At 42.1% G+C, this 20,087-nt stretch carries 19 protein-coding genes and 1 tRNA gene; 8 read left to right on the top strand and 12 right to left on the bottom strand.

Going from position 1 to position 20,087, the window contains the following annotated elements; genetic code table 11:
• The 3 genes from AC13CS_RS09905 to AC13CS_RS09895 all read right to left on the bottom strand — a co-directional run.
• A partial coding sequence (locus AC13CS_RS09905; RefSeq protein ID WP_482888739.1) for an Ig-like domain-containing protein occupies nt 1–4,083 on the bottom strand: 4,083 nt, incomplete at its 3' end.
• Between the two features lie 11 nt (nt 4,084–4,094).
• Nucleotides 4,095–4,643, bottom strand: coding sequence for a DUF4347 domain-containing protein (locus tag AC13CS_RS09900; protein WP_482888738.1), 549 nt, complete (start codon nt 4,641–4,643; stop codon nt 4,095–4,097).
• 676 nt (nt 4,644–5,319) lie between these two features.
• Nucleotides 5,320–6,675, bottom strand: coding sequence for a sensor histidine kinase (locus AC13CS_RS09895; protein ID WP_482888737.1), 1,356 nt, complete (start codon nt 6,673–6,675; stop codon nt 5,320–5,322).
• Nucleotides 6,676–7,219: 544 nt separating this feature from the next.
• Here AC13CS_RS09895 and AC13CS_RS09890 point away from each other — a divergent pair.
• The 6 genes from AC13CS_RS09890 (at nt 7,220) to AC13CS_RS09865 (ending at nt 13,172) form a co-directional block, all read left to right on the top strand.
• A complete protein-coding gene (locus tag AC13CS_RS09890) occupies nt 7,220–7,507 on the top strand; it encodes an AAA family ATPase (protein WP_293169482.1) in 288 nt (95 codons plus the stop codon).
• Entirely contained in the window at nt 7,473–8,414 is a 942-nt protein-coding gene (locus tag AC13CS_RS09885) for an AAA family ATPase (RefSeq protein WP_293169480.1), read from the top strand. The genes AC13CS_RS09890 and AC13CS_RS09885 overlap by 35 nt, the downstream gene beginning before the upstream one ends.
• A gap of 448 nt (nt 8,415–8,862) precedes the next feature.
• Entirely contained in the window at nt 8,863–9,444 is a 582-nt protein-coding gene (locus AC13CS_RS09880) for a hypothetical protein (RefSeq protein WP_293169478.1), read from the top strand.
• A 41-nt stretch (nt 9,445–9,485) separates the two neighbouring features.
• Entirely contained in the window at nt 9,486–10,547 is a 1,062-nt protein-coding gene (locus AC13CS_RS09875; RefSeq protein WP_293169476.1) for a histidine kinase, read from the top strand.
• Nucleotides 10,547–11,269, top strand: a complete 723-nt coding sequence (locus AC13CS_RS09870) for a LytR/AlgR family response regulator transcription factor (RefSeq protein ID WP_293169474.1) — start codon at nt 10,547–10,549, stop codon at nt 11,267–11,269. Before AC13CS_RS09875 ends, AC13CS_RS09870 begins: the two co-directional genes overlap by 1 nt.
• Before the next feature lie 88 nt (nt 11,270–11,357).
• Complete coding sequence (locus AC13CS_RS09865) at nt 11,358–13,172, top strand: CocE/NonD family hydrolase (protein ID WP_293169472.1); 1,815 nt, start codon at nt 11,358–11,360, stop codon at nt 13,170–13,172.
• A 58-nt stretch (nt 13,173–13,230) separates the two neighbouring features.
• Here AC13CS_RS09865 and AC13CS_RS09860 read toward each other — a convergent pair whose 3' ends face one another.
• The 4 genes from AC13CS_RS09860 to AC13CS_RS09845 form a co-directional block, all read right to left on the bottom strand.
• A complete protein-coding gene (locus AC13CS_RS09860) occupies nt 13,231–13,563 on the bottom strand; it encodes a site-specific integrase (RefSeq protein ID WP_293169492.1) in 333 nt (110 codons plus the stop codon).
• 65 nt (nt 13,564–13,628) lie between these two features.
• Nucleotides 13,629–14,021, bottom strand: coding sequence for a site-specific integrase (locus tag AC13CS_RS09855; RefSeq protein WP_293169470.1), 393 nt, complete (start codon nt 14,019–14,021; stop codon nt 13,629–13,631).
• 37 nt (nt 14,022–14,058) lie between these two features.
• Complete coding sequence (locus AC13CS_RS09850; protein WP_293169468.1) at nt 14,059–14,439, bottom strand: Arm DNA-binding domain-containing protein; 381 nt, start codon at nt 14,437–14,439, stop codon at nt 14,059–14,061.
• 226 nt (nt 14,440–14,665) lie between these two features.
• A tRNA-Lys gene (locus AC13CS_RS09845) sits at nt 14,666–14,738 on the bottom strand.
• Nucleotides 14,739–14,856: 118 nt separating this feature from the next.
• Here AC13CS_RS09845 and AC13CS_RS09840 point away from each other — a divergent pair.
• Complete coding sequence (locus AC13CS_RS09840; protein WP_293169466.1) at nt 14,857–15,369, top strand: shikimate kinase; 513 nt, start codon at nt 14,857–14,859, stop codon at nt 15,367–15,369.
• Here AC13CS_RS09840 and AC13CS_RS09835 read toward each other — a convergent pair.
• Both AC13CS_RS09835 and AC13CS_RS09830 read right to left on the bottom strand, forming a co-directional pair.
• Complete coding sequence (locus AC13CS_RS09835; protein WP_293169464.1) at nt 15,361–15,858, bottom strand: phosphoribosyltransferase family protein; 498 nt, start codon at nt 15,856–15,858, stop codon at nt 15,361–15,363. The genes AC13CS_RS09840 and AC13CS_RS09835 overlap by 9 nt on opposite strands.
• A gap of 35 nt (nt 15,859–15,893) precedes the next feature.
• Nucleotides 15,894–16,265, bottom strand: coding sequence for an RNA-binding S4 domain-containing protein (locus tag AC13CS_RS09830; protein ID WP_293169462.1), 372 nt, complete (start codon nt 16,263–16,265; stop codon nt 15,894–15,896).
• A gap of 78 nt (nt 16,266–16,343) precedes the next feature.
• On the opposite strand from AC13CS_RS09830, the gene AC13CS_RS09825 reads away from it, so the two are divergent.
• Nucleotides 16,344–17,291, top strand: a complete 948-nt coding sequence (locus tag AC13CS_RS09825) for a hypothetical protein (protein WP_293169460.1) — start codon at nt 16,344–16,346, stop codon at nt 17,289–17,291.
• Nucleotides 17,292–17,570: 279 nt separating this feature from the next.
• Here the strand turns inward: AC13CS_RS09825 and AC13CS_RS09820 are convergent, their stop codons facing one another.
• The 3 genes from AC13CS_RS09820 to AC13CS_RS09810 are packed head-to-tail and all read right to left on the bottom strand — an operon-like array spanning nt 17,571 to nt 20,037.
• Nucleotides 17,571–18,170 carry an outer membrane beta-barrel protein gene (locus AC13CS_RS09820; RefSeq protein WP_293169458.1) on the bottom strand — a complete coding sequence of 200 codons (600 nt, stop codon included), beginning with the start codon at nt 18,168–18,170 and terminating at the stop codon, nt 17,571–17,573.
• Between the two features lie 49 nt (nt 18,171–18,219).
• On the bottom strand, nt 18,220–19,173 hold the full coding sequence (locus AC13CS_RS09815) for a transketolase family protein (RefSeq protein ID WP_293169456.1): 954 nt from the start codon (nt 19,171–19,173) through the stop codon (nt 18,220–18,222).
• Between the two features lie 18 nt (nt 19,174–19,191).
• Nucleotides 19,192–20,037 (bottom strand): transketolase, encoded by an 846-nt coding sequence (locus tag AC13CS_RS09810; RefSeq protein ID WP_293169454.1) that lies wholly within the window; start codon nt 20,035–20,037, stop codon nt 19,192–19,194.
• Between the last annotated feature and the right edge of the window lie 50 nt (nt 20,038–20,087).

The following is a 20,087-nucleotide window of genomic DNA, read 5'->3' as shown; positions in this document are numbered from 1 at the left end:
ATCATCGGCATTGTCCCCGGTTCCATCACCATCGGTATCGGTATCCTCGGAATCATCTTTCGGGAAAGCGTCCTCAGCATCAGGAGTACCGTCGTTGTCATCGTCCTCATCGGCATTGTCTCCCGTACCGTCACCATCGGTATCGGTATCCTCTGAACCATCTTTCGGAAAGGCGTCCTCGGAGTCGGGAGTACCGTCGTTGTCATCGTCCTCGTCGGCATTGTCGCCTGTTCCGTCACCATCGGTATCGGTGTCCTCGGATGGATCTTTCGGGAAGTCGTCCTCATCGTCGGGGGTTCCGTCATTGTCATCATCGTCATCTTCATTGTCGCCTGTTCCGTCACCATCGGTATCGGTGTCCTCGGATGGATCTTTTGGGAAGTCGTCCTCATCGTCTGGGGTTCCGTCATTGTCATCGTCGTCATCTTCGTTGTCCCCTGTTCCGTCACCATCAGTATCGGTGTCCTCGGATGGATCTTTCGGGAAGGCATCATCATCGTCTGGGGTTCCGTCGTTGTCATCGTCGTCATCTTCGTTGTCCCCTGTTCCGTCACCATCGGTATCGGTATCCTCGGTGGGGTCTTTCGGGAAGTCGTCCTCATCGTCAGGGGTTCCGTCGTTGTCATCGTCATCGTCCTCGTTGTCGCCCGTTCCGTCACCATCGGTATCGGTGTCCTCGGAATCATCTTTTGGGAAGGCGTCCTCATCGTCAGGGGTTCCATCGTTGTCGTCGTCGTCGTCATCCTCATCGGGTATGCCGTCACCATCTGTATCCTGTGCGGCTGTGATGGTTGCGGAATAGGTGTCATTGCTCAACGCATCGGAACCATCCTTTACCTTGAATGAAAAAGAGGCATAGTTTTCACCGTATTCCCCACTTTCTGTTGCATAGATCAATTGGGACACATCATCGATCAAATCATTGATGGCAACCAGGTTTCCATTATAGGTCAAAGTGCCTTTTGCAGGAAGAGAGATAATCTGAATTCCGTTGAAACCATCACCAGAATCCACATCGTTAAAAGCAAAATCTCCTGTTGAGAAGGCATACCCTAGGTCTTGCACTACATCCACGGTGATATTTCCACCTTCAGGTGCATCGTTCACGTTGTCGATGATCAAGGTTACGGTCACGGTTTCCGAGAAGGACACGGCATCCTCAAAATTGTAGGTAAAGCTGTCTGTGCCGGATTCACTGCCATCATGTTCGTAAGAGAAGGTTCCATCTTGATTGAACGTGAACGACTCGGCATGTGAAGGTCCATCGATAAGGTGGTATAACAAGTCATCACCGTCAATTTCGATATCGTTAGTAGAGACATCCTCGTATAGGGTACCATTTTCATCAAGGTTGAAATTGTCGGTATTGGCAACGGGCAAATCGTCTTTTGGCAAAATGGACAGGGTAATTTGGGCCGTTACTTTTTGACCCTGGTCGTCCAGTTCGTAAGTGACAGTGTCCGTTCCACTTTCGTTCGCATTTGGAGTATAGACCACCTGGTTGCTACCGTTCACTACGGCATTCCCCTTTGTTCCTTGCACGGTAATGGTGACCGTAGGGGTTAATGCTGTGTCGTACACATCATTGAAGAGTACATCTATGGGATTGGATGTGGTATCCTCGTCCAAAATGGCAAGATCATCATCGGCATTCACCACCAAGGTAACATCGTAGGGTCCAAAACTGGCTGTTCCTATATTGCCCGCGTTGTCCTTTACCTCTGCATGGATGTACCAGCCCGATCCGCCAGAAGAGAATGAGGTCGTCTTGGACTGACTGTTGCTCCATGAGGTCCATGCGGCATTGTCTGATGCGGGCGGTGTGGCACTTTGTGCCTTGGCAAAACGTTGTACATCAAAACCACTGCCACCGTTTTCATCCTGAAATACCAATTGAATGTCGGTATCTGTATCCAAATTTCCATTGGATGGGTCAGCTGTTACCGTTGGCTGGGCATTGTCGTCAACAATGGTCAATGTGCGGTAGAAAGGAAGCGACCACACGCCTGAATTGGTCTGTGTCCTTAGACTGATGATATAATCCGCAGATACATTGTTATAGGTCGAAAAATCGGTCATGGGCGTGCCCGCATTGTAAATTTCCGTGTCGCTTGGATTGCCCTCTGAATCATAAACACGCTGGGTGACAATCCATTCCTGTGTGGACAGTGTTCTTCCATAGGGGTCTACGGAGTTGTCCTCAATGGCAATGGTCATGTTCCCGGTGTAGGTGTTGATCATGTCCGGAAGGATGTTGAACTGCGCAATGGGCAGGTCTTCAGCTCCGCCTGAAGCAGAGGTTTTTTCCACGTAGATACTGGATGGCTTGCTCCAGGTTCCTTGGTGGTCCTGTACTTTTAGCATGACCAGATATTGGCCTTCGGGAACGGCATTTTTGTCAAACATCCCTGTGTTCCAATCGTTGGTCGAGGTAGCGTCAACCGATTTCCATTTCCATTCGGATTGGGCAATACCGTTGTTTGCACCACCGTCCAGATCATAAGAGGTATCGTTTATGAATCCTGTGTCGCCACTATAGGTAAAACTGGCCACGGGCTTCCGGTGAAAGTAAAGGGTAGTGGGTGCTGTGGGCAGGTCTTCAAAAGTGAAGGAGTATTTTCCCGTTTTTTCATAAAACTCGGGCACATCTTCCAAATAAAGCCCATCCCATGAGACTTTTCCAGTGTTGTTGTCAAAATAGGTCTCATCATGGGTGATGTTCCACCTTCCGCTGGGATAGCTTGCATTGGCCGTATTGTTTTTCAGCTGGGCCGGATCTACATCGATCTCCACAGAGGTGCCCGCGATGAAGAATTCACCTGCCGTCACGGTACCAAACTGATATTGCTCATAGATGTACTGGGCCATATCGTCAATCCATGAGGACCAGGAGCCGCTGTCCCTGTTGATGAAGGTTCCCTGATTATTGTTCTGGGCTATAAAACGTTCAAATTGCGCCTCATTGGCATTGGTACCCCAACCTATGTAGTGGATATCTTCGTTGATGGTCCGCATCAAAATTTCGGAGAGGTCGGTATCCACATCAAAGTCAGCTACCTCAATGTCGTCAAGGTTGACGTTGAACCTAAGGGCACTGTTTCGCCACTGTGGCTCCCTCAACACATCCTTGAATGCACGGAGCTCCAATTTTTCGATCTCGATGTCTTTGAAATAGGCATTTTGCTGTTCATGAACATAGAACCCATAACTTCCCGAAGGAAATGAGGTATCGGTAATGTCAAACGATTGTATCCAATCGGTTCCGGCGTTTCCGCCCCCACCTCTTCGGGATATCTTGATATTATCGCCGCTCATTTCAATTTTAAAGTCAATGCTCTGGCCATTGTAAAAAGCCCCGAACATATCGGCTCTATTGCCGTCCCAGCCATAAGGTGCGGTTCCGGCCCTTCCGCTATTGGTGTTCACGGCCAAAATGGTGGTGACACCGTTCTCCCGCTTCAAAATGGCCTCTGCGGGGAATCCATCACCGTTTGCATAGTTCATCAGGTTTCCACAGGCCGTATGGTTGTCAATGATGTAGGCATAGAAATTCTGGTTGTCCTTCTTTCGGAAAATAAAACCTACTTCGGCATGTGTGTAAGGTGCGCCGGAAAGTCCGAAGGTGGCCGAAATGGTTCCGTCAGATACATCCCCAGTGGGGTCGTACATGGCATAGCCATAACCATTGTACCGGTTCACAAAATCAGCCAATATTTGATTGGTGCCGGAGTCAAAGGAGAAATAATCCCCAGAATAGGAATTGTGCACCGGGGGTTCGGTTCCATTGAAGTTCATTTTGTTCCAACTGTTGAAAATATCGCTGGCATCAGCTTGATCGGAAGAGATGGAACTTCTTTGAAAAGCCTCTACCCTAAGTTTTCCCAAAGGGATACCTTTGAGGTGCATGGCCTGTTCAAGGTCTTGTTCAAAGGTGGAAAGGTCTTGGTTGGCCGCACCCACGGTCACCATAACATCCACATTGGGCCCCTGCTGCACGGTCATATCCACCGTTTGGGCCTTTGCTGTCCCATGCAATAGGAACAGCAGCAAAAATGTAAATACGTTTGTTGAGATCTGTTTCATGGTCGGTCTATCTATTGAAATATTGAATTGCTTATGGGTTGGTCCATTGTGGTATGATCAAATACCAACTCGGCTCCAAAAACGGAACTGCAATTGGTGGGCACCGCAATGTTGAAATATGATTTGTCGCTGATCTTTTTAAGAAGCGCCATCCCTTCCGGATTAGAACCGAGGTTGCAGTCGTAAATCAAAAGTTGGATATGGCTTCCTTGATAGAGTCCTTCGAGCATGGAAAATTCAAACTCTTGGTCGACAGCATTTATGTCATAGGTTTTGCCCCCTAGTTTCACTGCGTTGTAATTTGTGTTTGCAAACAAATGAACCACTTGTTTGGAACGATTTTGCTCCAAATATTCACGGATGGATTTCCAAGGGTTGCTTATTGCCTTAATCTCAATAACTGTGGTACCAGCAGGCAGGCTATCGAGTATCTCCTGTCTTTGTGAATACTTAGAATCTATAATCACCACATCATCTGACTGGGCTATAGCTCCGGTAGTTAAAAAAGCGAATAGGATAAAAAAGATTGGTAAAATTTTCCTGTACATAAAATTTCTCATTGGTTAATAATTTTGGTTTTACGTTTAAATTTTAATTGGGTTTTTGATTCCAAATCCAGGAAAGAATGGACATAGCTAGGCCATGCCTCCTGAATAGTGGCAATTTTAGGGACGTCCCAAAATCCGTTATGATGCAAGGGACATCAGTAAAAACTGGAAAAATTGTTCTGTGTAGTGTTTAGTAGATTTATCTCATAAGTGGGAACTGTTTAAATCGTTTCTTTTTTCGGTGCAATGAATCGACTATTTTCTTACAGTCAAACATATATAAATTGTACAATTTTTCTTATTCTTCACCTAAGAAACGGGGGTTATATAATCTTATTTTAAGAAATCGTATGGGAAATTGATAAATATCAATTTAGTGTCTTTTTCTTACAAGAATGTAATGGATTATGAGTCAGAAAAAGTAGTCTAAAGAAGGGAAAGGGATTATTCTATGTTGAAGAAAACCGGATTTAGGATAATATCCATACCTCTGAAATTCTTTTTTAATATAACACAAAAGGTTAATAATACATAATTCTTGGCCTACAACTTTTCTTTCATTAACATGGAAAGTGTCTCCGGTCTCATGGCCAAAGACTCCCCCGAAACGCTTTTTGTGCAACAGTAATTTTATACTATAAATGGTTCGGCCATTTTTGGCTACACTGACCCGGTTTTAAATTTTTTGTCAAACATTATGATTTATTGTGGTTGAAATTGTGAAATGAAAGGTAGAACCTACTTCCGGTTTGGACTCTATCCATATTTCTCCCCCCAAAAAACCTACCGCCCTTTTGGCTACCGATAAGCCAATACCGGTACCGTCATCCCCATTTCTATTATGTAACCTTTGGAAAATAACGAACACTTTGTCGAAGAACCTTTCATCAATCCCTATACCGTTGTCTTTTATGGCGAATTTCCATAACTCTCCTTTATTTACAGCTTCAATGGTAATTACAGGGGGCACATTCTCCCTTGTATATTTTAAGGCGTTGTCCAATAAACTATGAAATAGTTGGGCGACAGGAGCTTTGTAGGTTTCCAATTCAGGAAGTTTATCATAATTGACGACCGCCTTTTTTTCGTTGATCAAATCTCTTCTTAACAGTAAAAACTCTGAAACGATTTCATTCAGGTCCACGGATTCTTTCAGCTCTGTGGGCCTGTCTACTTCAGAATGGAGCTGCAGGTCAAGAATGATTTGCTTCATTCGATGGGCACCGTCTGTAGCATAATGAATGTATTGGAGTCCTTTATCGTCCAGTTTATCAGCATGTTTCAGTTTCAGTTTTTCCATAAAACTGCTGACCATTCTCAAGGGTTCCTGCAGGTCGTGAGAAGCAACATATGCGTACTGCGCAAGTTCTTCATTTTTGGTCTGCAAAGCGATTTTGCTTTTTTCAAGTTCACTTTTCAACCTGATCTGTTCTTGTATATGGTTTTCGATCCCACCAAATATTTTGGGGATTAGAGCTGATGAAAGATAACAGAGAAAGACAAGATTGGCACTAACCGCAACCCATTCATTAACAGAGCTCATATCAACATTGTGGCTAAAGTCTGTTAACTTGAAGTGTATGGCAAATCCAAACAAGACAGAGATGAACAGCACAATATGACTCCACCAAAATGCATATTTGTTATCGAAAATAATAATGGAGTAGATACATGCTGCCAAAAAGTAGACCAAAACAGAACCAGAAGAAGGAGAAGTGAAAATATTTAGAATGGTGGCAAAAACAAATACAGTGAATGAGAAAATCAGCTTTCTCGTCGTTATTTTAACCCTAGGTGCAAATGCGATGAAGCACATGACACCAATAGTCGTAAAATGCAAAAGTGTTATGAACTCTTTGTTTTCATACGTAATCAAAAGCAGTGACGGAAGCAACGCAATTAAACAAAGAGGCAATAAAAACATCATTGTGGTTGAAAATAGCGTATTTCTCCAATAGCTTACGGTCTCTCCAGTCTCTGCAGAGGCGGGGTTGCAATTGTGGTTGATTTTTCTCTTGTAGGCGTTCCAAAGTGTCATCATCATTTTTTCGGTATTCCAAAATACAGAACAACCTTAACCAACTGTAAATTTCCCCAAATTTCTCCATCCACTGGCCATACGTTGGGTTGTCTCATTTTTTCTGTTTTAAAAATTTTATTTCCCCCATTACATACCTGACTTGGATACACAAAAAATAGGGGGATACATATTTTTGTGCATCTGGGATGAATATTAGGTTGATAACATAAATTCCAACAAAATATTATGTAAGAAAATAAAACAAATAAGTGAAAACTATTGATTTAAAAAGTTCAATAGAAAAAAATGTTTTTTAAAAGTACTTGAATTAAACATCCTATGTTGTTCCCTTAACCAACTTATAAAAAAATGTTCCCAAATCAAACCATCTCAAATCCTGTGATGACATGGTTTCCGACCTCTGTCCCAACCCTTTGTGGATATGATATGGATAGTTTAAAGTTCCTGAAGGAATTCAGATGTAATTTCGCATGGCTAACCAATTTAATCCTTTTTGTTTATTGCGGTGTACAAGAATTAACTGATTTTGTTTGTTAAAGTAAACAAAATGGATTTTTTATTTGAGCAATTTCAGCAAAAGTTAAAACATACTTCCACCGATTTCGTTAGGTCGATTATGGATGAGATTCATTGGGAAGCGAGGCTGATTGGTATAAAAGGAGCAAGAGGTATTGGAAAGACCACACTTTTGCTACAATATATCAAGTTGAACCTAAGCAGCTCCCTTGGACAGGCACTATATGTGAGCTTGGATGACATTTGGTTCAATCACCATTCCCTTATCGAATTGGTCCGCGATTTTGAACGTCAGGGGGGAATATCTTTTTTTGGATGAGGTGCACAAATATTTCGGGTGGGCACAGGAACTAAAGAATATATATGATAGTTACCCAAACCTAAAAATCGTTTTTACGGGACCTTCACTTCTTGAAATATTGAATGCTCGTGCCGATTTAAGCCGAAGAGCCGTGGTTTATACCATGCAAGGTTTTTCTTTCCGGGAATATATCGGGGTGGAATCGGGAACTCTCCTTAAACCATTGTCCCTTGATCAAATCTTGGAAAACCATATTGAAGAGACTCAACAAATCAATGACAAGATAAAGCCATTTCAATATTTTGATAGCTACCTTAAACATGGATATTATCCCTTTTATAGGGAAGGGCTCGACCTTAACGAAATGCGCATTGGGGAAGTAGTGAACATGATTCTGGAAATTGAACTGCCATTATTGCGAAACGTGGATATGGCCTATGTGACCAAGGTGAAACAGCTTTTGGTGATCATAGCCGAATCCGTTCCATTTGTTCCGAATGTAAGCAAGTTGAGCGATAAGATCGGCATTAATAGGGCAACCTTATTGTCCTATCTAAATTATTTGGATGAAATCGGACTGACCCATAACCTTTATAAAGACGCCCATGGTATCAGCAAGCTCCAGAAACCTTCCAAGGTTTATCTGGACAATACTAACTTAATCTTTTTACTGGCATGGAATAATGCTAACATAGGGAATCTTAGGGAAACTTTTTTCTCCAATCAATTAAGCTATCGGCATTCGCTTGGGTATACCGATTTAGGCGACTTTTTGGTTGATGGTCAATTCACCTTTGAGATTGGGGGCAAAGGGAAAGGCCATAAACAGATAAAGACAGTGGCGAACTCTTATGTCGTGGCTGATAATATATTGTATGGCTCCCAAAACAAAATACCGCTTTGGCTTTTCGGGTTTTTATATTAGTTACTTGTCAAAATTGAATGTACTGGGTGGTGTAGACCACAAAGGCGGAAGATTTTAACCATCCATTATTTGGATTTAGTGGTTTGAAAATCAAGTTTTTGTGTTAGTCCCGAGGGTGCTCAATTTTATCCGGCCAGTATGGTATACTATGTCTGGCGTATCCACCTTAGTCTCGACAAACAGATTTTACAGGGCGTTTTGAAAAAAGTTTTGAGAGCGTCCAGAAAATGTCGTGTAGCCTTCCCTGAAAATGTAGCCTTTCCTTTTTTAGGGAAGGCTACATCACCATAGTTTCTGGGTAGTTAGGTCTTTTCTAACATTTAAACCCTTAAAACTGCGCTCATGTACTTTTACTAGGCTGGACGGCACCCTTTTTATTGCTTTGTATCCTGATTGTTCATCATAGCGATGAAACATAAAAATAGGTATCAATCTTAAATACAGAGAAATGAGAAAAAGGGTAATGATAAGCCTAACATTGGCATTGATGTTAGCCAGTTGTGCATCAACAAAAACCAATGAACCCATTGTAAAGGATTACCAAATTGGTGAAAAATGGACTTGGAAATGGGAACGCAAAGTGGAAGGGGAAGTTCGGGCAGAAGGAGAGGATATTCAAGAAGTTGTCAAATACAATGGAACTTTGGGGTTATGGAATGGGGCCGATACCCTCGAAATTCCAATTGCACCAAATAAAAACCAGAGCAGTACGCCCTTCCGAAATTGGCCTTTGCAGGTTGGTAAAAAGTGGAAATATGAGGCCGAATGGGAAAATAATGAAGGTACTAAAGGAAAGACCAGTCAAAATGTTGAAGTGGTTTCCTTTGAAGAAATGCATGTGGAAGCGGGAAAATTCATGGCCTACAAAATCGAATACAAGGGAATTGTAACAAACTCTCGAGGTTTTAAGGGAGAGATGACCGATATTTGGTGGTATTCCCCAGAATTGAAAACATACATAAAGCATATCAATGATGATGGTTATGGTCTATATACCAATGAATTGACCAGCTATTCAAAAGCGGAGTAGGAATCCTCATAATATACAATCGACAGCGATCAAATAAAGCAGTGGACACTTCAAACAGAAATACTGGACTCTCCCTTTATTGGAAATGCCAACTTATTGGCTGGGGCGTTGTTTCCTTGTTGTGGTTCTATATTGCATTGGACAGGGATCAATTTTCGGTTCCCCAAGCCTTGATCAACTACGTGCTTGACGTATCCATTTGTATTGGGCTTACACACGCATACAGGGCTATTGCGTTACGACTTAAATGGAATCAATTGGGCATTAACCCATTGGTAGTAAGAATCATACCATCCATTTTGGTTTTGTCCGTTTTGTTCATGCAGATTATGAATCTTAAAACATCAGCCTATATGTATTGGGTCAATGATAGCAATACCTTTACGGAGAATGTATTGGTTTGGAACCCGGTTTTGATCACTGGCTTGAGGCATATGGCTATTTGGGTATTGGCCTATCACGCCTATCATTTTTATACTAGGGAAGTCAACACCACCAAGGTCAATGCCCAGCTTTCCGTTATAGCAAAACAAAGCCAGTTGGATAATTTATCGGCACAGCTCAACCCCCATTTTTTGTTCAATTCCCTGAATTCCATAAAGGCATTGGTTCTCGAGAATCCCACAGGGGCACGAAGGGCTATCGATTTGTTGTCCGATTTGTTGCGTACATCACTTTATGAGAAGAAGCATCTGAGTATTACCGTAGCCGAAGAAATGAATTTGGTTAAAGATTACGTGGAATTGGAAAAGCTCAGGTTTGAGGAACGCCTAACCGTTACATTCAACATTGATCCTGCTTTGGAATATGTAAAGGTTCCGCCACTGAGTATCCAACTCTTGGTTGAAAATGCCATAAAGCATGGGGTGGACAAACAATTACAAGGAGGTACGGTGGATATTTCAGTTCAAAAACAGGAAGATTATGTCGTAGTTCAGGTGAAAAACCCAGGGGTTTTTTCCAAAGGAGAAGATTCGGGAGTAGGGCTTAAAAATCTAAGGGAACGGCTTTTGCTGCAATATGAGGGCAGGGCTGGGTTTAAGGTTGAAACACCTTCGGAAAGCAGGGTGGTTGCCACATTAATGATTCCAATCGAAAACTAATGAGCACGTATACAACTTTAATCATAGATGATGAGCGCTTGGCTCGGGAAGAAGTTAGACGGGCACTGGAAAACTATCCTGAATTTATCATTGTAGGAGAAGCGAACAATGTGGAGGTCGCCAAAGCATTGATAGAAAAAGAGCAGCCTGACATCATTTTTTTGGATATCCATATGCCCGGAAAATCAGGTTTTGATTTGTTGGAGGAGTTGGGGACTGTTCCAGAAGTAGTATTCACCACCGCCTATGATCAATATGCAGTGCAGGCCTTTGAGGTAAATGCCCTGGATTATTTGGTGAAACCGCTTCGGGAAGAACGTTTTTCCAAAACCATCGAAAAAGTAAAGCTGGAGTTCAAAAAGCAGGAAGAAGAGCAGAGGGAGCCCTTGGCAAGTCATCAAAAAATCTTTATCAAGGATGGCGAAAGGGTTTATTTTATTGCATTGTCAGAAGTAAGTTTAATTGAGTCCATGGACAACTATGCCAGACTTTACTTTGGCACTGAAAAGCCCATGATCAAACGCTCGTTGAACCAGATGGAGGAGAGACTGGACCCGAAAATATTTTTTCGGGCAAATAGAAGTCAGATAATCAACACGGAATACATCAAGGAAATACAGTCCTATTTTAATAACAAACTACGACTCGTATTGACCACTGGGGAAATTGTTGATCTATCAAGTAGGCAATCGGTAACCTTCAAAAAACGGAACAGTTTGTAGCGGTTTCACAAGCAATCAAATCAATATAACGAATAGCAAAAACATATTGATTTGGGACGGTTATGTCCTGAACTAAAAATCAATCAAAATGAAAAATTCAATCAAAACAACAATCATCCTTGCACTCGTGGTCTCCTGTTTTTTAGTCTCTTGCCGGGAACAATCCTCTATTCAAACCCCAAGAGCGATTACGGAAGATGGCAAAACATACCTGGTTCAGGACAGTATTTTGATTTCAACCGGTGATGGAGCAAAAATTCATGCCATAGTAGTTCGAAATGCTGAGGTTTCGGAACCAAGTCCAGCCGTATTGTTCCATACGATATATGCACGCAAAAGCGATTTGAAAAGAGCCAAAATGGCTGCAAACCATGGGTATGTGGGGGTAGTTTCATACACTCGTGGCAAGGGCCTGAGCCCTGATTCGATAGTACCCTATAAATATGAGACGACAGATACCTATGAGGTCATCGACTGGATTAGCAAACAGGAATGGAGCAACAAAAAAGTAGGGATGTATGGTGGAAGCTACGTTGGCTTTACCCAATGGGCGGCTGTAAAAAACAAGGTACATCCTGCCTTAAAAACCATTGTTCCTTCGGTCTCCGCAGCGCCCGGTATTGCGGAACCTATGGAGAATGGCGTCCATTGGAACTTTCATTATCCCTGGCATCATTATGTGTCGAACAATAAGTATTTGGACACCACTTTGTACAACAATGGGCAGCGTTGGCACAACTTGAACATGAAATGGTATGAAACTGGGGCGGCGTATAGTGCCATGGATAGTCTGGATGGATTGCCTAATCCTCAATTTCGGGAACGTTTGCTGCACCCAACTTATGATAGCTATTGGCAACATATGATGCCTTACAACGAAGAGTTCGCCCATATTGATATTCCTGTTTTGGCCACGACGGGATACTATGATGGTGGGCAGGTGGGAACCCAGTATTATTTGAAAGAACATACCAAATACAATAGAAATGCGGAGCATTATCTAGTCATAGGACCTTACACCCATTTTGGGGCCCAAGAAAAACCCAGTAGTCACATTTTTGGGTATGACGTTGACCCTGTAGCTCAAATCGACATCCTTGAGTTAATATTTGAGTGGTTTGATTATATCTTAAAGGGAAAGCCGAAGCCAGTATTGTTAAAGGACAAAATTAATTTCCAGGTTATGGGAGCTAACAAATGGGGCCATGCATCCTCTTTACGGACCATGGCAAATGACACATTGACGTATTATTTGGGCAATGAGCGCTCGGGGGTGACTTTTGCATCCCTGTTCGGAACAGGAAACAATGGAAAGGATGAACATTACACACTCTCCGACAAATCTTTGGATGCCAATGCGTATTTGAAGCAAGTCATAGATTTTGCGGACCGGAGCAACTTGACTTGGAATTCAAGTGGTTGGAGAACCATTAAAAGCGATAGCCTTATGGTTGGGAACGGTTTTTCCTTGGTCACAGAACCTTTTGGATCCGATGTTGAATTGAACGGTTCGTTTGGAGGTGAAATCTCGGTATCGGTCAATAAAAAAGATTTTGATTATACCGTCGTCTTGTTTGAGCAGACCCCTGACGGGAAGTTTTTTGCCCTGACCTTACCCTATAAGGCCAGGGCAAGTTTTGCAAATAGCCTGGAGAAAAGACAATTGTTGACCCCTGGTGAAAAAACAAAACTTCCTTTTGGCATTGTGCGAATGACCAGTAAAAAGATAAGCAGGGGCAGTCGGTTGGTGGTGGTTATCAACGGAAACAAAGAGCCTTTTACGGAAATAAATTATGGAACGGGCAAGGATGTCAGCAAAGAAACTATCCAAGATGCGCAGGAGCCTTTGGTTATAAAGTGGTATGGGGATGGATATATTGAGATACCAGTTATTGTTAATTAAACTAAGTCTAGCATTTCCAGAGAAACCCTAATACACCGTACTTAACTTTATCTCACAACTAATACTTTCCCTTAAGTATGCTCATATCATCATACAATTTCTTGTCAATGACCTTGGCATAAATTTGGGTCGTCTTTAAAGATTGATGCCCGAGCATCTTGCTTACCGATTCAATGGATATGCCATTGGATAGGGTCACGGTGGTAGCAAATGTGTGACGTGCCAAATGAAAGGTAAGCTTCTTTTTGATATCGCAGGCAGAAGCAATTTCCTTTAGGTAGGCATTGGTCTTTTGGTTACTGATCACTGGTAGTAGTGTTGTTGTAAGAAAGCTTTGCGAATGGTCTTTGTACTTGAGCAATATTTTTTCAGCGATGGGCAGCAACGGCACGCTGCTCAATGAATCTGTTTTGGCCCTTTTGATTTTGATCTATCGCTTACCTTCCATGCCATGGACTATATGGTCGTTTGAAAGCTTTTTGACATCAACATAGGCAATCCCGTAAAACAACAAAAAACAAAAATATCCCTTACCTGCTCCAAGCTTTTTGACTCGAGCTGCAATTCGATCAGGGACCTAAGTTCTGCTTCGGTCAAGACATCTCTTTCCACCTTTTTCCATTCGGCCTTCCAAGAATAGAAAGGATCTTTTTTCACCCAATTATTGGCAAAGGCCATCCTCATGATTTTTTTGAAGTTGACCACGTATTTGGTAACCGTATTCTGATTGCCGGTTTTCTGGGTCTTTAAATAATGGTGAAATCCATTGACGAAGTTTAAATCTACCTCCATAACATATAGGTCGGACACTTTATATTCCTTTTGGATAAAGCTTGCAAGATGATTCATTGTGCGTACGTGTCGGCGATAGGCTCCATAGGAATAATCAGATCCGATCAACTCTTTGATTTGGGCATTGTTCATCATAAATGGCAAGGAGGGTTTTGTGGGCAGTTCCTTTGCCGAGAAGCTTGTTTTTGATGGTCTCGGCATTGAAAGGCTTTTTTTTGACCACCAACTTTGAATGGAATTCATAAGCTTTGGATTCCAACTGGTCCATGTAGTGGTTCAACTCCTTGGCATCCTTGCTGGAGCCCTTTATCCTCCCTTTGGCCGAACACCATTTTTCAGGATTTGTTTTTCGTTGGATACTGATTTCTGCCCTTTTACCGTTTACGGTAATCCTAAAATAGATACCAGCTTTTCCATTTTTGTCCAATCTGGAACTTCTTAAATAGAAGATTGAAGCGAAAGTGTTTGTTTCCATTTGTCATCGATTTACTGATTCAATTTTGTTCCGGAACATTTGAATAAAAATGTTCGGAGCGTTTTTAACATTGATCAGGTGCCATTTTTGCGGATTCAAAAAGTGCGCACCGAATTGCGCACCGCGATAAATGGTAAAATTTGATATCAAATGAAATCAATAAAAACAAAAAAGTCTGTAAATCAACGATTTACAGACTTTTTGAATATTTTTGAAAGCTCAAAAGTGACCTGACTGGGGCTCGAACCCAGGACCCTCTCCTTAAAAGGGAGATGCTCTACCAACTGAGCTATCAGGTCTTCAAGTTGTGCCTAGCTGTTTGGCTAAGCGGGTGCAAATATAACATCAATAATCTATTTTCCAAGGTGAATTAATGATAAATTTGTGTTTTTTTGAAATCGGATAAAATTCTTCAATATGAAAATTGTTTTAGTGGGATATATGGCAAGTGGAAAGTCGACCGTTGGACGATTGTTGGCCAGACAATTAGGGGTCGAGTTTGTCGATTTGGACGATTATATCGAGCAACATCAAAAAAAATCCATTAAAAATATATTTTCTGAAAAAGGGGAGATATTTTTTAGGAAGTTGGAGCATCAAATGCTAGCCGAGGTTTTGGAAAAAGAAAAATCCATTATCCTATCAACGGGAGGGGGAACTCCATGCTACGGAACCAATATGGCAACGATATTGAATCAATCTGACCATTCCATATATTTAAACCTGAGTATTCCGAACTTGGTGGAAAGGATTTCAAAGGAAAAAGATGATCGGCCTTTGGTGAAAAATATTGTCGACGAGGAACTACCTGAATTTATAGGAAAACATCTTTTTGAACGCAGGCCCTATTATCTACAAGCAAAACATATTTTGGATTGTAATGATCTGGATGCTGAAGCTGTTGTTGCTAGGATTAAAGAACTACTCTAAATAAACCGCATTGTTCTTGGGTTCAAAATCCACTTTAATATGCTCGCTCAGGGATGTGGATAACGATATGCCCTTAAAATCAGCCTTGATCGGGTACTTTTTATGGTTCCTGTTTACAAGTACAGCAGTTTTTAGTTGTTTTATCGGTGTTTTAAGAAAGTGGTGGGTGCCATAGATCAAGGTCGTGCCCGAGTTCAATACATCATCCACCAAAACAATGGATTTGTTTTTGTATTCTTCCTCCGAAAGTGAGGTGCTGACCCCACTTTTCAATGGGTTCTTTTTGTCCATGTCCACTTTGCACAAAATAATATTGGCATCCGTAATCTTTTTTAGGACAGCTATTATTTTTTTGGCAAAACTTTCTCCTCCACCATTGATTCCGGCAACTACGATTTCTTCTTCGTCCACATTGGTCTCATAAATTTGGTAAGCGATTCGCTTTGTGATGTGTTGTATTTGATCGTGGGTAAGGATGCGGTTTATCATAGTGCTCGATAGTTGATTCAAAGATATAAAACAGTTTATTCCGATTCGTCCAAAAAATCGTCCAAATCCCTACGATCTTTCTTCGTGGGGCGCCCCAAACCTTTTTTTCGGTAATGCTTTTTGGCATATTGGAGCAGTTCGTTGTGCTCAAAGGCCTCTTTTGGGGTGGTATCCTTTCGGTAAATATCGACCAATTTTGCCCCAACACGGCTTTCTGGAACATCTAAAACGGTAAGCTGGTAATCAATCTGGTTTTTGCGTACAACAATCTTGTCCATGGGGTAAACATCGCGTGAGGGTTTAACGGTGCTACCGTTCACCTTAACGTGTCCTTTTTTTACAGCATTGGATGCAATGCTTCTGGTTTTAAAGTATCTCGTGCACCAAAGGTACTTGTCTATTCGCATGGTCTTCGCAAATCTTTGTTAATGGACAAAGCAAAAATAATGGAAAATTGTATCTTGCGCGCCTAAATAACAGACTTGATGAGGTACGGAATTTTAGTTTTGATATGTTTTGCGGTCACACTACTATCTTGTAAAAAGGATGATGATGGAGGTGTTGTAGAGGTGCCCCCAAGCTTATTGAGCGATGTAGCGCCTGAAGATGATGAAACCATTAGGGAGTTTTTGAACACCCACTTTTACAATTATGAAGAATTTAAAAATCCTCCGGAAGGATTTGATTATAAAATCGTGATTGATACCATAGCAGGTGAAAATGTGAACAAAGAGCCAATGATGGAAAGTGCGGTTTCGGTAACGTTAAATGTTTCTTCCAGCCATTTGGGATTAAGTGCTGGAGAAGAAAATATTCCCCACACCTATTATTATATTGAAGTTTTGGAAGGTGGGGGAGGAAGTCCGACCTATGCAGATTCGACTTTGGTCAGATATCAAGGTTCTGCTTTGAATGGAACCTTATTTGATGAAAATCAGGATTTTACTTGGCAGGTATTGCCATCTCAATTTAGAGGATATGGGGATGGTATTTCCAACATGAAGGCGGGAACACCTGGTCAGGTTGTTGAAAATGGAGATGGCACCTACCAAATTTTGGATAGAGGTATTGGAATTATTGTAATGCCGTCAGGTTTGGCTGCATTTAATAGATCGGTTGGTGCTGCTGGCACTTATGCACCTGTACTCTTCAAAGTCGAGCTTGGATTGTTTGTGGAAGACACGGATAGTGACAATGACGGTATTCCATCCATACAAGAGGATTTGAACAATAACAGATACCTGTTGGATGACAATACGGATGCTGATGAAGAACCGTTTAATGTTCCTCCCAGACCTAATTATTTAGATGCAGATGATGATGGAGACGGTGTTTTAACACGAGATGAAATTATAATTGAAAATGGCGAGATTACTTTTCCAGACTCCGATGGAGATGGAACCCCAGATTACTTGGATCCAGATTCCAACTAACTTGAGTTCGATTATTATTTCTGACCTTGAAAAATGCCGTCACTTCGAGTGCGAAGCGTATCGAGAAGTGGTATTTTTGGGTTTAAATCATTGTTTTCGACTTTAGTTTATCCTGAGCATAGACGAAGGGCTCAACCACTGAAAATTACTCAAACTGACGATTTTGAATCACAACTTTCAAATAATCGAACTCAGGTAACTAGCAAAGTGAATAAGTGAATAGCATATAAAAAGCCCCGCTGGCATCCAGCGGGGCTTTTTCATGTGTTTAATGATATGTTACAATTTAAGCGATAGCGCAAAAATAACTTGGGAAGGTCTCGAATCTATCCTTCCCTCAACATTGGCCACTTCGGTGTCAATAAATTGAGCCTCGTTTTCAGAGAAACCCCTTTCATATCTAACGTCTAAACCAATGTTTCCAAGGTTTACCCCAACACCTGCATTTAAGCCTACGGTAAAGTCGTTTTTTACATCTTCAATTTCAATATCGTCAAAATCATTGTTCAATGTATATTGAAAAGCAGGCCCTGCAAAAATGTGCAAAGGACCGATCAATTTGTACCCTAAAAGAACAGGCATATCCAATTTGGAAACATCATAATCCTGTGAGTCTCCATTGATGTCATAAGAACTCTTGGTTTTGGAATACACCAATTCTGGTCTTAGATAGATTTTAGGGAAATCCAATTTGCCCCAAAAACCAAAATGATAGCCAGCTTTGCCCTCAGGGTCATCAACGGCATCTGTTACGGTATTGACCAAATCTCCGTTCTTGTTGTAGGATAAACCGGCCTTAATACCGAATCCTGAACCGCTTTGTGCCATCGCTGCAGCACCGATTAAGGCAAATACAGCTACTAAAAGTGTTTTTTTCATAAGTGTCTATTTTATAAAGTTGAAATATCTCCAAAGGAGATAGCTGAAACTATTTACGTCTCAACACTTTTAAAACGGCGGCTTCTATGGCTTTATTGTTCAATCCGTACTTCTCCATAAGTTGATCGGGCGTTCCACTCTCTCCAAAAGTATCTTGTGTTGCCACAAACTCTTGAGGGGTAGGATGGTGGGTGGCCAGCACACGGGCAACACTTTCACCAAGTCCGCCCAAATAATTGTGCTCTTCCGCCGTTACCACGCAACCCGTTTTCTTCACAGAATCCAAAATGGCCTTATCGTCCAAGGGTTTAATGGTGTGTATATTGATTACTTCTGCGGAAATTCCTTGGTTTTCCAAGCTTTCAGCGGCAAGTAGTGCCTGCCAAACCAAATGTCCTGTTGCAATGATGGTCACATCGGTACCTTCGTTGAGCATGAGCGCCTTACCGATTTCAAATTTTTGGTCCACAGGGGTAAAATTGGCTACTTTGGGGCGTCCAAAGCGCAAATAAACTGGGCCATGGTGTTCCGCTATGGCAATGGTGGCTGCCTTGGTCTGGTTAAAATCACAGGGGTTGATGACCGTCATACCGGGCAACATTTTCATCAAACCGATGTCTTCCAGAATTTGGTGCGTGGCACCGTCCTCGCCCAAGGTCAAACCAGAGTGCGAAGCACATATTTTTACGTTTTTATCGGAGTATGCGATGGATTGGCGGATTTGATCGTACACACGACCAGTCGCAAAATTTGCAAAGGTAGAAGCGAAAGGAATTTTACCTCCTATGGTCAAACCGGCTGCAATACCCATCATGTTGGCCTCTGCAATACCTACTTGGAAGAAACGTTCTGGGTTTTCTTCAATAAAAGTGTCAATTTTTAAAGACCCCACAAGGTCGGCACATAAGGCTACTACATTGGGATTGGTCCTTCCCAGTTCTGTCATTCCCGCGCCATATCCGCTTCGGGTGTCTTGTTTTCCTTGATCTGTATATTTAGTCATTCTCTCTTTTTCTTATGATTAGTAATCGCCTAAAGTTTCTGGATTTTGTGCCAATGCGGTCGCCAATTGCTCATCGCTGGGCGCTTTGCCGTGCCATGCATGGGTGTGCATCATAAAGTCAACGCCATTGCCCATTTCCGTGGTCATAACAATACATACCGGCTTCCCTTTTCCAGTTCTGCTCTTGGCTTCTTTTAAGCCTGCAATAACCTGCTCTAGGTCGTTTCCGTTTTCAATTTCCAGAACATCCCATCCAAATACCCTGAATTTTTCGGCAACATCACCAATTGGAAGTACATCTTCGGTAGCGCCGTCGATTTGTTGGCCATTACGGTCCACGGTGGAAATTAAATTGTCCACTTTATTGCCAGCTGCGTACATGATCGCCTCCCAATTTTGGCCTTCTTGCAACTCCCCATCGCCGTGGAGACTGAATACCAAATGATCGTCACCGTTCAATTTTTTGGCCAAAGCAGCGCCAATGGCAACCGACATTCCCTGTCCCAAAGACCCAGATGCCACGCGTACCCCCGGCAATCCCTCATGGGTCGTCGGATGTCCTTGTAATCTGGAATCTATCAGTCTAAAAGTGTTCAATTCCTCTAAGGGAAAATAACCTCTTCGGGCTAAAACACTGTAAAAAACGGGCGAGATGTGTCCGTTGGAAAGGAAAAAGAGGTCCTCTCCGATCCCGTCCATATCAAACCCTTTCTTTAAATCCATTACTTCGTTGTAGAGTGCTACAAAAAACTCGGTACAACCCAAAGAACCTCCTGGGTGACCCGAATTTACCTTATGGACCATTCGTAAAATGTCCCTTCTTACCTGTACTACCAGGTCCTGTAATTCTTGCGTGTTCGGCATCGTGTCAATAATTTAGATATCAAATGTAATCGCATTATTCGTAGAAAACA

The organism is Flagellimonas sp. B-3 (assembly GCF_056857835.1).
This window is presented reverse-complemented; position numbering and strand designations above follow the sequence as displayed.